Here is a 15,904-nt window from a genome sequence, read left to right as displayed (position 1 = left end):
TAATTTCATTATAGATGGTAAAAAAACTACTTTTTTTTATTTTAACAGTTACATCTTTTATATCTTTTTCTCAAGAAGATTATTACGACGATGTAAATCTACAACTAACTGGTATTGCTTTAAAAGACGCTTTAGCTGCAAAAATTATTAGCACGCATTCTAATATGTTAAGCTATACACCTGGTGTTTGGGAAGCTTCTAAAATTACAGATCTAGATACCGCAGAACCAGACAATGTTGTTTTAATTTACGGTTGGGAAGATGGTATTGATGACGATGAAACTAATGATAAATCAAGAAATAACACTTTGCAAGATGGTGCTACAGGTGCTACATTTGTATGGAACAGAGAACATGTTTTTTCTAAATCACTTGCAATTCCTAGCTTAGAAACCAATAACCCCGGTCCAGGTACAGATGCGCATAATCTAAGACCAGCGGATAAAAGTAGAAACTCAGCAAGAAATAATTACAAATTTGCTTTGGGTTCAGGTAACTCTTCTCGTTCAAATATTACTTACAATGGTCCTGATGGTCCAAAAACAAGAGGTTGGTATCCTGGAGACGAATGGAAAGGTGATGTTTCTAGAATAATAATGTACATGTACCTTCGTTATGGTAGTCAGTGTTTACCAACAAATGTTGGAGTTGGTGACACTCAATTTACACCAGATGAAATGATCGATTTATTCTTAAAATGGAATAGAGAAGATCCTGTTTCAGGTATTGAAAAAAGGAGAAATATATATCACGAAAACACGTCTAATACCTACGCACAAGGAAATAGAAATCCGTTTATAGACAATCCATTTTTAGCTACTAGAATTTGGGGAGGAGATAATGCAGAAGATACTTGGGGAATCTACACAAGTAGCGATACTGAAGCACCAAGCAAACCCAAGAATGTTACTTTAAGCAACATTACTTTAACAACAATAGATATTTCATGGGCAGTTTCTACAGATAATATTGGTGTTACAGGATATCAAGTTTATGTGAATGATGTTTTAGCAAAACAGACATCAACAACTTCTGCTACTATTACTGGTTTAGAAACAAATACTACCTACAATTTTAAAGTAATCGCTAAAGATTTAATTAATAAATCTGAAGCAAGTGCTATTGTTTCAAGTAAAACCTTAGCAGATACTACTCCACCATCGGTGCCTACAAACATCACAATTACAGATATAACCGATAGTTCTTTTAACTTAAATTGGTCTGCAGCTACAGACAATAATGAAGTAGCTGGTTATGATATTTTTGTTGATGGTACTTTCAAAGCTACTTCTGCAGCAACAACCTATGCTGTTACTGGTTTAACAACATCAACTACCTATACTCTTACTGTTTTAGCTAAAGATAAAGACAATAATAAATCTGAACAAAGTGCTTCTGTAAATGCTACTACAACAGACGGTATTTCTGGAGGTGTTGCTTCTGAATTATTCTTTTCTGAATATTTTGAAGGTGATGGAGGAACAAATAAGGCCTTAGAAATTGTTAATTTAACAGGAGGTACCGTAGACCTATCTGGTTATGTTATAAAATTAGACAGAAATGGTGCATCTGACTGGACAACTCCATTAGCATTAGATAATGGAACAGTTAAAAATGTTGTTCCCGGAGACGTATTTGTAATAGGAAACGGTAAAAATGATATACCTCAATTGCAACCTTACTCTACCTCTAATCCAAATGGTCAAGTAGACTTAGTACAGCCAGTTATAGAAGATAATGTTTGGGGGCAACCTGTTAACTTTACGGGAAATGATGCCATTGGTTTGTTTAAGAACGACGTATTAATAGATATTATAGGTGTATTTGGTAGCGATTCTAGTTTTGCCACAAATAAAACTTTAAGAAGAAATGGAAATATCAGTGGTCCAAATACCACTTTCGATTTACAAGAAGAATGGACTTCTTTTCCTGCAAACACTGCTGATGGATTTGGTAGTTTTACTTCTACTTTAAGTACTTCTAAAAATACTTTTAAAACTTTTAAAATGTTTCCAAACCCAACAGATGGAAATAGCATCTATTTTAGTGTTAAAGAAGATGCTACGATTCATATTTATACTGTTTTAGGAAAATTAGTAAAATCTGTTAATGTTACAAAAAGTAAAAATAAAATTGACATACCTGCCTTATCTAAAAGTGTTTACTTACTTAAAATTAATTCTGACAAACAATTTATCACTAAAAAATTGATTAAAAACTAAATTATTTTTCAAACTCAATAAAACATAAAACACATGAAAAAAACATTACTTATACTTTTATTATTCTCTTCATTTTTAATAAATGCACAAGCAGAATCTTATTATAACGATGTAGATTTAACAAAATCTGAACTAGAACTAAAAGATGAATTAGCTGTAAAAACAGCTGCTGCTCATACAAACTTTTTAAGCTATACTCCTGGTATTTGGGAAGCCAGTAAAATTACAGATGTAGACCCTACAAATGAGGATAATGTTTTACTTATTTACGGATATAATGATACTGATGGAGACTATATAACAGATAGAACCAGAAGTAAATCTTTAAATGGTGGTAATACGGGTACAGATTGGAACAGAGAACATACTTATGCAAACTCATTGGCAAACCCAAAACTTGAAAAAACTGGTAAAAGCGGCCCACCTTATGCGGAAGCATTCAACTTACGTCCTTCTGATGTAAAAATGAACTCTAATAGAGGTAATACTAAATTTGCTGATGGTTCTGGTAATGCTGGTAACCAAAATGGCGGTTGGTATCCTGGTGATGAATGGAAAGGTGATGTTGCTAGAATAATTATGTACATGTATATTCGTTACGGAGACCAATGTAAACCAACGGGTGTTGGTATTGGAAACTTAGTTGGGCCAGATGATGAAATGATCGATTTATTCTTAGAATGGAACGTAGAAGATCCTGTATCAGATTTTGAAAGACAAAGAAATGCTTATCATGATTCTAATGCAGCTTACGCACAAGGAAACAGAAATCCTTTTATAGACAATGCCTATTTAGCAACAAGAATTTGGGGAGGAGAAAATGCTTTAGATTCTTGGGGTATATACTTAACTCCAGATACAGAGGCACCAACTGTGCCAACAAGTGTTACACTAAATAATATTACATCAACTTCTATTAATGCTTCTTGGACAGCTTCTACGGATAATGAAGCGGTAACAAAATATGAAGTTTATGCAAATGGTGTTTTACAAGGTAACACCGCAAATACAACATACTCTTTAACTAGTTTAACTACTGGTACAGCTTACAGTATTACTATTTTAGCTAAAGATATTGCAAATAATAAATCTGCTCAATCAATAGCTGCAAACGCAACAACTTTAACAGATATTACACCTCCAACTGTACCAACAGGTATTACTATTACTAATCAATCTGGCTCTAGTTTTAAAGTTAGTTGGTCTGCTTCCACAGATGATTCTTCTGTAGAAAGTTATGCTGTTTATGTAGATGGTGCTTTAAACGGAACCAGTACAAATACAACTTATACAGCTATTGGTTTAGCACCAAATACAACTTATAGTGTAACAATTTCCGCAAAAGATATTGCAAATAATGTATCTGCTAAATCTACAGAAGTAAGCGCTACTACAACAGTAGCATCATCAACTTGTGCTACTGAGACTTTTGATAAAGTGCCAGACAAAGGTAGTTCGTACTCTACTTTTACGTGGACAGGAGATAATGGTATCGATTGGACTGCTGTAAAATCTAGATCGGATAAAGAAGCTACTTTAAACGGTAAAGCTGTTGCTATAGATGTTAGAGATTCTAAAATAGGATCTCTAACATCATCTACCTTTGCAAATGGTATTGGAAGTTTAACAGCTTCAACTTTACGTGCTTTTAGTGGTGGTACTGGAAACTTAGATGTATTTGTAAACGGAGTTAAAAAAGGTACATTACCTTATGGAGATGAAATTCAAACAACAACAATTTCAAATATAAATATATATGGTAATGTTATAGTTTCAATTAGTGAATCTACTTCTGGAGGTGATCGTGTAATAATCGATGATTTATCTTGGACGTGTTATTCTACTTTAAGTACAGAAGAAGACGTATTTAACTCCTTTAAAATGTACCCAAACCCAACAGATGGTAATACAGTTTATTTTAAAATAACAGAAAGTGCAGAGGTTAAGATGTACAATGTTTTAGGTAAGTTGATAAAAAAAGCGACTCTAAACCAAAAAAATAATAGTGTAGATACTTCTAATTTAACTAAAGGAATCTATTTAGTAAAAATAAATTCTGACAATCAATCTATTACAAAAAAATTGATAAAGAATTAATTTCCCTATCAACTTAAAAAAAGACTGCTTCGGCGGTCTTTTTTTTTGGTTTATAACCTCGTGAATAACTCTTAAATTTCAGTAAATTAAATCATTAGTATTAAATTGAAAAAAAGTAAATTTGCATTTTTACAACAACACCCAAATAAAATATAATAATGATTCATTTCTTTGGAAATATAAACAGCAAAGTATTCGCTGTTCAAACATCAGAAAAATTAACTACAGAAACTATTGCTAAATTGACTTGGTTATTTGCCGATCAACCAAAAATAGAAGAAACAACAATAAATGCATTTTTTGTTGGCCCAAGAGCTGCAATGATTACTCCTTGGAGTACAAATGCTGTAGAAATCACTCAGAATATGGGGATTTCAGATATTATAAGAATTGAAGAATTTACAGCTTCTACAGAAAAATTTTCTGATTTTGATCCAATGATTTCTGAGAAATTCAAGAAACTAACTCAAGATTCATTCACAATAGAAATTAAACCAGAAGCAATTTTAGATATTGAAGATATTGCTGCCTACAACAATCAAGAAGGATTGTCTTTAAGTAACGAAGAAGTTGAATATCTAGAAAGTGTTGCTACTAAAATTGTTAGAAAATTAACAGACTCTGAAGTATTTGGTTTTAGCCAAGTAAACTCAGAGCACTGTAGACATAAAATATTTGGCGGAACATTTATTATTGATGGAGAAGAACAACCTTCTTCCCTTTTCAATCTGATAAAAGAAACGTCTAAACAGTTTCCTAACGATATTGTTTCTGCATATAAAGACAATGTTGCCTTTGTAAAAGGACCTAAAGTAGAACAATTTGCACCTAAAACGGCGGATAAACCAGACTTTTATCAAACTGAAGATTTTGAATCTGTTATTTCAATAAAAGCAGAAACGCATAACTTCCCAACAACAGTTGAACCTTTTAACGGAGCAGCAACAGGTGCTGGTGGAGAAATTAGAGATAGACTTGCTGGTGGAAAAGGATCTTTACCTTTGGCAGGAACAGCAGTTTACATGACTTCCTATTCTCGTTTAGAAGAAAATAGATATTGGGAGCATAAATTTGAAGCTAGAGATTGGTTATACCAAACTCCTATGGATATTTTAATAAAAGCATCTAATGGAGCATCAGATTTTGGAAACAAATTTGGACAACCATTAATTACTGGTTCTGTATTAACTTTTGAACATAAAGAAAATTCTTCTGTAAGTGATTCACCTGCAAGAAAACTTGGTTTTGATAAAGTAATTATGCAAGCTGGTGGAATTGGTTATGGAAAAGCAGATCAGGCTTTAAAAGACACACCAAAAGAAGGTGATAAAATTGTAATTCTTGGTGGAGAAAACTACAGAATTGGAATGGGTGGTGCTGCAGTTTCATCTGCAGATACTGGTGCATTAGATTCTGGTATCGAGTTAAACGCCGTTCAACGATCTAATCCAGAAATGCAAAAACGTGCTGCAAATGCGGTTCGTGGAATGGTAGAAAGTGAAGAAAACTTTATTGTTTCTATTCACGATCATGGAGCTGGTGGACATTTAAATTGTTTATCAGAATTAGTAGAAGAGACTGGTGGTAAAATAGATTTAGACGCTTTACCTGTTGGAGATCCTACGCTATCTGCAAAAGAAATTATTGGTAACGAATCTCAAGAAAGAATGGGCTTAGTTATTGCTGAAAAACATATAGATACTTTACAGAAAATTGCAGAACGTGAGCGTTCGCCAATGTACACTGTTGGTGAGGTAACTGGAGACAATCGTTTTACTTTTGAGTCTAAAACAAAAGGTGACAAACCTATGGATTTAGCCTTGGAAGACATGTTTGGTTCTTCTCCTAAAACTATTTTAACAGACAAAACAGTTGTTAGAAATTATAAAAATTCTAGATATAAAGTTAAGAATTTTAAAAACTATTTATCTCAGGTTTTACAATTAGAGGCAGTGGCTTCTAAAGACTGGTTAACAAATAAAGTAGACCGTTGTGTTGGTGGTAAAGTTGCCAAACAACAATGTGTTGGTCCGTTACAAATTCCGTTAAATAACGTTGGTGTAATGGCGTTAGATTATAAAGGAAAAGAAGGAGTTGCTACTTCAATAGGGCACTCTCCTATTGCTGCATTAATAGATCCTGCTGCAGGAAGTAGAAATGCAATTACAGAATCTTTAACCAACTTAATCTGGGCACCTTTAAAAGATAATTTAGATTCAGTTTCTTTATCTGCAAACTGGATGTGGCCTTGTAAAAATGAAGGTGAAGATGCGCGTTTATACAAAGCTGTAAAAGCAGTATCTGATTTCTCTATAGAATTAGGAATCAATGTTCCTACCGGGAAAGATTCTTTATCTATGAAACAAAAATATGGAGACGATGAAGTAATTGCACCAGGAACAGTTATAATTTCTGCTGCAGGAAACTGTAACGCAATTAGCAAAGTTGTTGAACCTCTTTTAAAAGTAGATGGAGGAAATATCTACTATATTAATATTTCTCAAGATGAGTTTAAATTAGGAGGAAGTTCTTTCCACCAAGTTTTAAATACTATTGGAAATGAAGCTCCTGATGTTAAAAACAGTGCTTTTGTAAAAAATACATTTAATACAATTCAAAACTTAATTAAAGACGATAAAATTACTGCCGGACACGATGTTGCTTCTGGTGGTTTCATTACAACGTTGTTAGAAATGTGTTTTGCTGATGTAAATTTAGGAGCCGATTTTAATATTACTGCTTTAAATGAAGAAGATTCTATTAAAGTATTATTTGCTGAAAATTCAGGAATTGTTTTCCAAGCAGATGCTTCTGTAGAAAATATTTTATCAGAAAATAATGTTGAATTTTTTAATATTGGTACTGCTAATAATTCAGGAACAGTAAACATTAAAAACAACGAAGATAATTTCTCTTTTGATGTTACAGAAATGAGAGATGTTTGGTATAAAACTTCTTTTTTATTAGACAGTAAACAAACCGCTAATAACTTAGCTCAAGACAGATTTGATAATTATAAGAATCAACCTTTAACGTATAAATTTCCTGAGAACTTTACAGGTAAACTTCCTGTCATTGCGAGAGGAACGAAGCAATCTCGTCCAAAAGCTGCAATTATCCGTGAAAAAGGTTCAAATTCTGAACGTGAAATGGCTAATGCAATGTATTTAGCTGGTTTTGAAGTGAAAGATGTACACATGACAGATTTAATTTCTGGTCGTGAAACATTAGAAGATATTCAATTTATTGGTGCTGTCGGTGGTTTCTCTAACTCAGATGTTTTAGGTTCTGCAAAAGGTTGGGCTGGAGCATTTAAGTACAATGAAAAAGCAAATACAGCGTTAAAGAACTTCTTTAAAAGAGAAGATACCTTGTCTGTTGGTATTTGTAATGGAGCTCAATTATGGATGGAATTAGATTTAATAAATCCAGATCATAAAGTACATGGTAAATTAGTTCATAATGATTCTATGAAGCATGAAAGTTCTTTTACTTCTGTAAAAATTCAAGAAAATAACTCTGTTATGCTATCTAGTTTAGCGGGTACGGAATTAGGTGTTTGGATTTCTCATGGTGAAGGAAAATTTAACTTACCAGAAGCAGAAGCAAATTATAATATTGTTGCAAAATATGGTTATAAAGGATATCCTAATAACCCAAATGGATCAGATTTTAATACTGCAATGTTGTCTGATAAGTCTGGTAGACATTTAGTTACAATGCCTCATATAGAGCGTTCTACTTTTCAATGGAACTGGGCAAATTACCCAGCCGGAAGAAAAGATGAAGTATCTCCTTGGTTAGAAGCTTTTGTAAATGCTAAAAACTGGTTGACAAAATAATACCTCAAAAAAAGTATATAAAAAAGGGCTTTTTTAAAGCCCTTTTTTTGGCTCTAATAATCAATAAAAATAGCACTGTTTAATTAGTACAAATGAAAGTTCCAGAAAAATATCAATTTATAGTAGAAATTGGAAAAGCGTTACATATATACGGTATTCCTTCCTATAAAATTCAATCATATTTAACACAGGTTGCCAAAACAAAAGGTATTACAGGTAGTTTTATGGATTTACCTACTTGGGTAAATTATGTTTTTTATGATGAAAACAATTCTTACAATTATGTTGAATGCATTCCGCCTGGATCTTTAAATTTAGGTGCTTTTTCTAGAATTGATGAACTAACCAACAAGGTAATTGATACAGAGATTGAGGTAAGTGAAATAGACAAAGAATTAAAGATTATTCATGCTAAAACCAAAGAGGTAAATCATTTAACATTAACTTTAGCATATGCTTTTGCTGCTGGATCTTTTAGTTTAATGATTGGTACAAACTGGATCTCTTTTATCTTTTCTTTACTTCTAGGTACACTTACTTATCTATTTGTATATTTAGCTAACAAATCTAAATATGTAGAAAGTGTTTTTGAGTCTTTATGTGCTTTGGTAGTCACTATTTTTGCTTGTCTTTTAACATTTATTTTTCCAGATTTTAATTTAGGGTTAACCATATTAGCTTCTATAATTATTTTTATTCCAGGATTGGCAATTACAACAGCGTTAGAAGAAATAACCTCTAAAAGTTTGGTTGCTGGTGGCGCAAAACTATTTGATGCAATGGTTGTTTTATTTAAACAATTTTTTGGTGTAATACTAGGCTTAGGCTTAATGACTTCTTTACTTGATATTGATTTAACTCATTATGTGTCTGATATGCCACAATGGACTATCTTTTTTGCAATACCCATATTTTCTATTTGTATTTTACCAATATTTCAAGTAAGAAAGAAGGATATGTTTTTTGGCGTTTTAACAGGTATTTTTGCCTTTTTTATAACCGTATTTTTATCATCTGGTTTAGGTATTCTAGTAAGTACTTTTATTGGTACTTTAAGTGTTGTTGGTATCAGCCGTATATTTGGTAGAATTTCTAAAACACCAAAATCGGTCTATTTAACGCTAGGTATTATTATGTTGGTACCAGGTAGCAAGTCTTTTATGGGCTTAAGTAGTTCCTTTTTTAATCCGTCTATTACTGCTTCTGCAAACTTATTTGAAGAAGTTACTTTTATATTAATGGCAATTATTGGTGGTCTACTTTTTGCAGGTACTTTTAGAGAAAGAAAACCTAAAGAACATCATTATAAATCTCATTAAAACATATAATTATATTGGTATAAAAAAAACAGTTTTTAGAAAAATCTAAAAACTGTTTTTTTTATATATTTTTTTGAATTTAAATTTATTTGTAATTTTTCTTTTTCATTCTAGAACGCATTTGCCTTCTTAATAATAAAAACCCATTGCTTAATTTTCTTTTTTTCATTAATACCGGGATACTTAAAGTTACTAATAAGGCAATACAAGCGGCAGATCCTAAACCACCTCCAAAGCCACTAAAATAATTACTTGTATTAAAATAAATAAGTGTAAAAACGACTCCTGAAAAACCTATTAGCAAATAATCTGACATAATTTTTGAAGATACCATACCTATAAAAGAAGCTCCAAAACAAACTAGTGGCAAATTTTCTGTTAAGTAAGTTGATAATAAATTAGGAAATACTAAAACAAATACACCTACTAAAACACCAACCAAAGCAGAAGACCTAACAGGTCCTTGTTTGTATTTTATTTGCAAAAGAAATGTAATTATAGAAGATAGACCTCCTACAATTAATAATATAAAGTTATCTAAAGCCATCTAGAAATTATAAAAGTGATAAAAAAAGCAAGGGTAACACCTCCAAAGGCTAAGGTTCCTAATTTACCTCCAAAACCATGAAAAGCATCTTTTGTACCTACTAACAGAAAACCTGTTATAACACTTGCTAGTGCTATAAATATATAATCTGGAGCAATATTAACATTTGTCATACCAACAAAAGCACCACAATAAACTGCGGTAGGCATTCCTTTAATAAAGTTATTTTTTGTAAAAAATGTAGGAACAAAACTAAAAACCAAACCGACTAAACTTGCTGCTAAAACACTACTTAATTTAAATGAAACACTTAAAACGTAGGTAATAATGGCTCCAAAAAAAACAAATGCAACAGTTAATACATGTTCTAAATCATGATTTTTGGCTTTTAATGAAGTTTTTTTATATCTGATTAGAAGTAATATAATTACCAATACAACAAATATGGAAACATAAATGTTTTGCTGTTTTTCATATAAAATAGCAGCTAAAAAACCTAAATGGCTTAATAATATTAAACTAAACGAGAGCTGTTTTACGTGCTTTTTAAGCATAGAGTGTATTAAATTTATACACTGCAAAAGTACTTAAATTACTTGTTTAAGCTTCGCTATATAAAAGCAATTTATTAAAATTTTAAATAATTTGTATCTATCCGTTCAGTGTAAATACTTTGAATAATTTCTTTTATTTTTAAAATAAAAACAAAACCATTTAAATAAAAAAACAGCTTTTAGAAAAATCTAAAAGCTGTTTTGCGTTAGGGATTAAAGCGGCATCCTTTTTACTTTTTCTGTAAAAAGATATAGCGGAAAGCCCGACCTTTGGAAACGCCCTAAGTCTAAATTAATTTTCTAATGGTAGATTCGCCAATAACAATTCCTTTTTTAAGTTGTGCATTTCCCTTATACAAAATAGTTGCTTCTCCATAAGAATTTACCTTAATTCGTTCTGATGTATTTAATTGAAAAACGCCATTTCCATAGGCTGTAATTTTAGTTTCTTTTGCAATAACACTTGTTGCCATTATTTTACTTGCTCCGTAGGCCGTAATTTTTTGCTTTGTTACATGTCCTTTATTCATCTTTAAAAAACTATCCCCATAAATAGAGATATTTAATTTATCAACTTTAATTGTAGGAATGGTAACTTCAGATTTTCCATATAACCTTAATGTACATTCTTTTTGAGTTAAAGGGGTTTGAAATGTAATTTTTTCTTCTCCTCTTATAGAAAACAAGGATACATCTGCATAAGTGATAAGTACTTTAACTACCCTATTATTATATAATGGAACCTTCTTTTGGTAATTTTTAGTTACTATTTTTTTATTTTTTGTATAGGTTTTAGCACCTTCTAAATAGACTTGTAATGTTCCTTTTTCTATTTCGTATTTAAATTTTTCTAAAGGAACACTAATATCTTCTATTACAATACCTGGGTTAGTTCCTTTTATAAAAACAGCTTCTATGTGAGGACTCACTATAATTTTGTTAAAACTAGAACTTAGCTGAATAGTTGCTTGTGCTTTGGTATTATTGTTGAAAAATAGTAGGCTTAAAAAGAAAATAATTGATTTAAATTTCATGGTTTTTATTTTAGATTTGAGTATTACACGTACTTAATAGTTTTATTACTACGCTATGACTACGTAAAAGACTATTCTGTTTTTAATTTGTTACTGTTTTATCTATTTTTACTAAAAAAAGAAAGAATAAAAAGAGTTCAAATAATCTTACTTTATAATTATACGTTACTTTTTTAAAGATAATTCTTCTAAAAAATCGAAAGTAGTACATAAACAAAGTGATTAAATTTCTATTTTTTAGTCAAAAAAATGATTGTAAATAAATTGAGACTCCAAAAATTATTAGAGTTGATAAAGTTATCCTTATGAATTTAAAATATTATAATACAGAAACAGCTTCTCATTTAGTAGATGAATTCTATAGTATTGAATACTCCAAAAAAGATACGCCTTTTACAACTATCATAATTCCTATGGCGTTTTCTAGCATTTCTTATATTTATTCTGGTAACCAATATACCATACAAAATAAAAGTAAAAAAGAATTAAAAGGGCTAACTATATTTGGACAATTTATAAAATCATATCCTGTTGTTGTAGACAATGTAGGTTTGTGTTGTGGAATTAGTTTTAAACCTACTACACTATTTAAATTAACCAATATTGATCTTTCTAAAATAACAAACCAACATCTTCCGTTAGATTCTTTAAAACCAAATTTATCAAAAAAATTAAAAACTATCTTTTTAAATTACCAAGATAATTATGAAAACCTATTTAAAGAAATCTCTATTTTTCTAAACTCTTTACCTATCCTAGAAGATAAAAAGACTATAATTATAGATCATGTTATTCTACTGATAAATAAAAAAGAAGGGTTAATTTCTGTAAATGATATTTTAAAGACCATTCCTTTTGGGCAAAAGACATTAGAAACTGAGTTTAAAAAAATGGTTGGTATAACACCTGGTAAGTATATTCAAATAAAACGTTTTCTAAATTTAATGAGAAAATATGAAAAAGGTCAGATAGAATTAAAAGACTTAATATTCATGTACGATTATTATGATGAATCTCACTTTGCTAAAGATTTTAAATTATTTACTTCAAACTCTTTTAAAAATTACTTTAAAGAAGATTACATAATTGTAAAGCAAGCTTTAAAAAATAACTATTACGATTTATTACAAAAAAATTAGTTCTACTATTTCTATATTTGCCTACTTATATACTATTATAAAATGTTTTGGGGGAAATATTTTAATTATATTATACAAAGTATATTTGCTATGGAGTTTAAAAAGATCAAATTTAATTATTTGGTCTTTTTTGCATTTTGTAAATAACGCTGTACTCCTGTAATTACGAGTTTAAAATATTTATATGGTTAAAGTGTCACAATCTATAAAAAAAAAAGTCATTATTATGTATAACAATTAATATTCATAAAATGAAAAATAAAAAAGTTCTATTTGCAATCACATTATTTTTAATCTCTACTATTAGTATTGCTCAAAATAAAATTAAAGCCGCTACTATTATGGAAGATATAAAAGCAGGAAAATCAATTTCAATAAATAATTCGACTATTATTGGTGTATTAGATTTTACTTTTAAGAATGAAGCTCTTAAAAAAAAATCTAATAAAAAGAAAAGTAGCTGGTTTAATTGGAATTCTGAAAACTCAACTAACGAAATTAAAAAAATAATAGATGTAAATATTTCTTTTATCAACTGTACTTTTAAAGATGATGTTTTAGCCTATATACCAGATAAAGAATCTGAACTAACTTTTACAGCTAGTTTTGAAAATGAAACTATTTTTAAGAACTGCATATTTGAGCATAAAGCAATGTTTAAATACTCTCGCTTTGAAAAAAACACTGATTTCTCTGGAAGTACATTTAAAGATGATAGCACTTTTAAATATGCTAAATTTGATAGCAAAATTAATTTTACAAATACAACCTACTATGAAATTGCTACTTTTAAATACGCGAAGTTTAATAGTAATGTAAGTTTTAAAGATGCAATATTTAAAGAGGTAGCAACATATAAATACACGCAATTTTTAGATGGTGTGTCTTTTAAAAACACCAATTTTAAAGAAGACTTAAACATCAAATACATGAAAGTCTCTGGTGAATTTAATATTACAAATATGAAAGTTGACTACGAGATTGATTCCAAATACACTAAAATTAACGGAAAAAGCTTTAATAAACACCTGATAAATGCAAAATAGGTATTTATACCTGCTATAATTTATACAATTAATTATAGATTGCACCCATAATGGAAGAGGTTGGAATTAGGGGGCTAACCAAAACCGTATACAGCTAGCTTTTTAAAAAAAGCTAGCTTTTTTTTTTCTAAATATCACAATAATAGATTTCTATGAGAAATATAGAAGTCCCTTTAAATAAAACAATAGTTAGAATACAAGACTCACAAACAAATATTATATTAATTAATAATATGAATATATTGTTGTATAAAAATTAAATTATTCTTAATAAAAAACTCTTATAGTAAGTATTTGTTAAATCAATCTAAAATTCATAATTTGCCTACTTCAATTATAATATGAATATATGGCAGTAGAAGTTACAAGATTATTCGATTTTCCTTATTACCAATTAGAAACCTATAATTTAGAAAAAGCATTTAGTTCTAAAACCAATGGTAGTTGGCAATCTATTACAACGCAACAATATATTGATCAGGCCAACCAAATTAGTAGAGGGTTAATTAATTTAGGCATAAAACCAAATGATAAGATCGCTGTAATTTCATCTACAAATAGAACAGAATGGAACATATGTGATATTGGAATATTACAAACCGGTGCACAAAATGTACCAATTTATCCAACGATCTCAGAAGAAGATTACGAATATGTTTTAAATCATTCAGAATCTATTTATTGTTTTGTTTCAGATATAGAGGTTCTAACAAAAATAAATAAGATAAAAAGTAACACCAGTTTAAAGGCTGTTTATACATTTGATGATATAATAGGTGAAAAAAGTTGGAATGAGATATTAGAGTCTGGTAAAGACACTAGTAATCAAAACATTGTTGAAGAAAGAAAAAACAATGTAAAAACAGACGATTTAGCTACTTTAATTTATACATCTGGTACCACAGGTAAACCTAAAGGAGTTATGTTATCACATAGAAATATAGTTAGCAATGTTTTAAGTTCAGAAAAACGTGTTCCTTTTGATTATGGAAAATCTATTGGTTTAAGTTTTTTACCGATCTGTCATATATTTGAACGCATGATTTTATATCTATATCAATATTGTGGAGTTTCTATTTATTTTGCAGAATCAATTGAAAAATTATCTGAAAATGCACAAGAAATAAAACCAAATGTAATGACTGCGGTACCTCGTTTGTATGAAAAAATTTACGATAAAATAATTTTAAAAGGAGAGGCTCTAACCGGTATAAAAAAAGGATTGTTCTTTTGGGCAGTAAATTTAGGATTAAAGTATGAACCTTATGGTGTAAATGGTTGGTGGTATGAAACACAATTAAAAATAGCTAGAAAATTAATTTTCTCTAAATGGCAAGCGGCTTTAGGAGGAGAATTAAAAATAATGGTTTCCGGTAGTGCTGCACTGCAACCCAGATTAACAAAGGTATTTGCAGCAGCAGGAATGCCAATAATGGAAGGGTATGGTTTAACAGAAACATCTCCTGTAATTTCTGTAAATGATCAAAGAAATAAAGGTTTTAAAGTTGGTACTGTTGGTAAAGTAATAGATAACGTTGAAGTAAAAATTGCAGAAACTGGAGAAATTTTAGTTAAAGGATCTAATGTAATGCTAGGTTATTACAAAGACTTAGAAAGAACTGAAAATGTATTAAAAGGAGGTTATTTTTACACTGGAGACAAAGGAGAACTAGATAGTGAGGGCTTCTTAAAGATTACAGGTAGAACTAAAGAAATGTTTAAAACATCTGGAGGTAAATATGTAGTACCACCATTATTAGAAGGTGAACTAAAACAATCCTTATTTATAGAACAAGTGATGGTTATAGGAGAAGGAGAAAAAATGCCAGCTGCTTTTATACAACCAAATTTTGATTTTATCAAAGAATGGATTAAACATAAAAATTTAAATATTGGTACCACAAATAAAGAAATAGCTAACTCAGATATTGTAATTGAACGTATTCAGAAAGAAGTAGATAAATGCAACTTAAACTTTGGTAAATGGGAACAAATAAAGCGTTTTGAACTAACACCAGACGTCTGGTCTATTGAAGATGGACATTTAACTCCAACCATGAAAATGAAACGAGCAATCATCAAAGAAATCTATAAAGACTTGTTT

At 30.0% G+C, this 15,904-nt stretch carries 10 protein-coding genes (1 of these 10 running past the window's edge); 7 read left to right on the top strand and 3 right to left on the bottom strand.

What is annotated here, in order from left to right:
* Positions 1–14: 14 nt before the first annotated feature.
* The 4 genes from KV700_RS00165 to KV700_RS00150 all read left to right on the top strand — a co-directional run bounded on the left by KV700_RS00165 (position 15) and on the right by KV700_RS00150 (position 9,480).
* Entirely contained in the window at positions 15–2,222 is a 2,208-nt protein-coding gene (locus KV700_RS00165) for an endonuclease (protein WP_218598657.1), read from the top strand.
* A 33-nt stretch (positions 2,223–2,255) separates the two neighbouring features.
* Complete coding sequence (locus KV700_RS00160) at positions 2,256–4,319, top strand: endonuclease (RefSeq protein WP_218598656.1); 2,064 nt, start codon at positions 2,256–2,258, stop codon at positions 4,317–4,319.
* A 158-nt stretch (positions 4,320–4,477) separates the two neighbouring features.
* Positions 4,478–8,161, top strand: coding sequence for a phosphoribosylformylglycinamidine synthase (gene purL / locus KV700_RS00155; RefSeq protein ID WP_218598655.1), 3,684 nt, complete (start codon positions 4,478–4,480; stop codon positions 8,159–8,161).
* A 92-nt stretch (positions 8,162–8,253) separates the two neighbouring features.
* Entirely contained in the window at positions 8,254–9,480 is a 1,227-nt protein-coding gene (locus KV700_RS00150; RefSeq protein ID WP_166387293.1) for a threonine/serine exporter ThrE family protein, read from the top strand.
* 85 nt (positions 9,481–9,565) lie between these two features.
* Here the strand turns inward: KV700_RS00150 and KV700_RS00145 are convergent, their stop codons facing one another.
* The 3 genes from KV700_RS00145 to KV700_RS00135 all read right to left on the bottom strand — a co-directional run bounded on the left by KV700_RS00145 (position 9,566) and on the right by KV700_RS00135 (position 11,615).
* Positions 9,566–10,027, bottom strand: a complete 462-nt coding sequence (locus KV700_RS00145; RefSeq protein ID WP_166387291.1) for a hypothetical protein — start codon at positions 10,025–10,027, stop codon at positions 9,566–9,568.
* A complete protein-coding gene (locus KV700_RS00140) occupies positions 10,018–10,581 on the bottom strand; it encodes a hypothetical protein (protein WP_166387289.1) in 564 nt (187 codons plus the stop codon). The genes KV700_RS00145 and KV700_RS00140 overlap by 10 nt, the downstream gene beginning before the upstream one ends.
* 287 nt (positions 10,582–10,868) lie before the next feature.
* Positions 10,869–11,615 (bottom strand): DUF2807 domain-containing protein, encoded by a 747-nt coding sequence (locus KV700_RS00135; protein ID WP_218598654.1) that lies wholly within the window; start codon positions 11,613–11,615, stop codon positions 10,869–10,871.
* Positions 11,616–11,920: 305 nt separating this feature from the next.
* Between KV700_RS00135 and KV700_RS00130 the strand changes: the two genes are divergently transcribed.
* The 3 genes from KV700_RS00130 to KV700_RS00120 form a co-directional block, all read left to right on the top strand.
* On the top strand, positions 11,921–12,754 hold the full coding sequence (locus tag KV700_RS00130; RefSeq protein WP_218598653.1) for a helix-turn-helix domain-containing protein: 834 nt from the start codon (positions 11,921–11,923) through the stop codon (positions 12,752–12,754).
* A 251-nt stretch (positions 12,755–13,005) separates the two neighbouring features.
* The gene (locus KV700_RS00125; RefSeq protein ID WP_218598652.1) at positions 13,006–13,800 is read left to right on the top strand and encodes a pentapeptide repeat-containing protein; all 795 of its coding nucleotides are present in this window, start codon (positions 13,006–13,008) and stop codon (positions 13,798–13,800) included.
* A 349-nt stretch (positions 13,801–14,149) separates the two neighbouring features.
* Positions 14,150–15,904: the 5' portion of a long-chain fatty acid--CoA ligase gene (locus tag KV700_RS00120; RefSeq protein ID WP_166387281.1), read on the top strand. Its footprint extends 21 nt past the window's final position; 1,755 of the gene's 1,776 nt are visible here — the first part of the coding sequence; it begins with the start codon at positions 14,150–14,152; the stop codon falls past the right edge of the window.

The sequence above is a fragment of the Polaribacter sp. NJDZ03 genome (genome assembly GCF_019263805.1).
Taxonomy (GTDB): Bacteria; Bacteroidota; Bacteroidia; order Flavobacteriales; family Flavobacteriaceae; genus Polaribacter.
The sequence above is the reverse complement of the archived record's forward strand: the minus strand, read 5'-3'. Positions and strand labels throughout refer to the sequence as shown.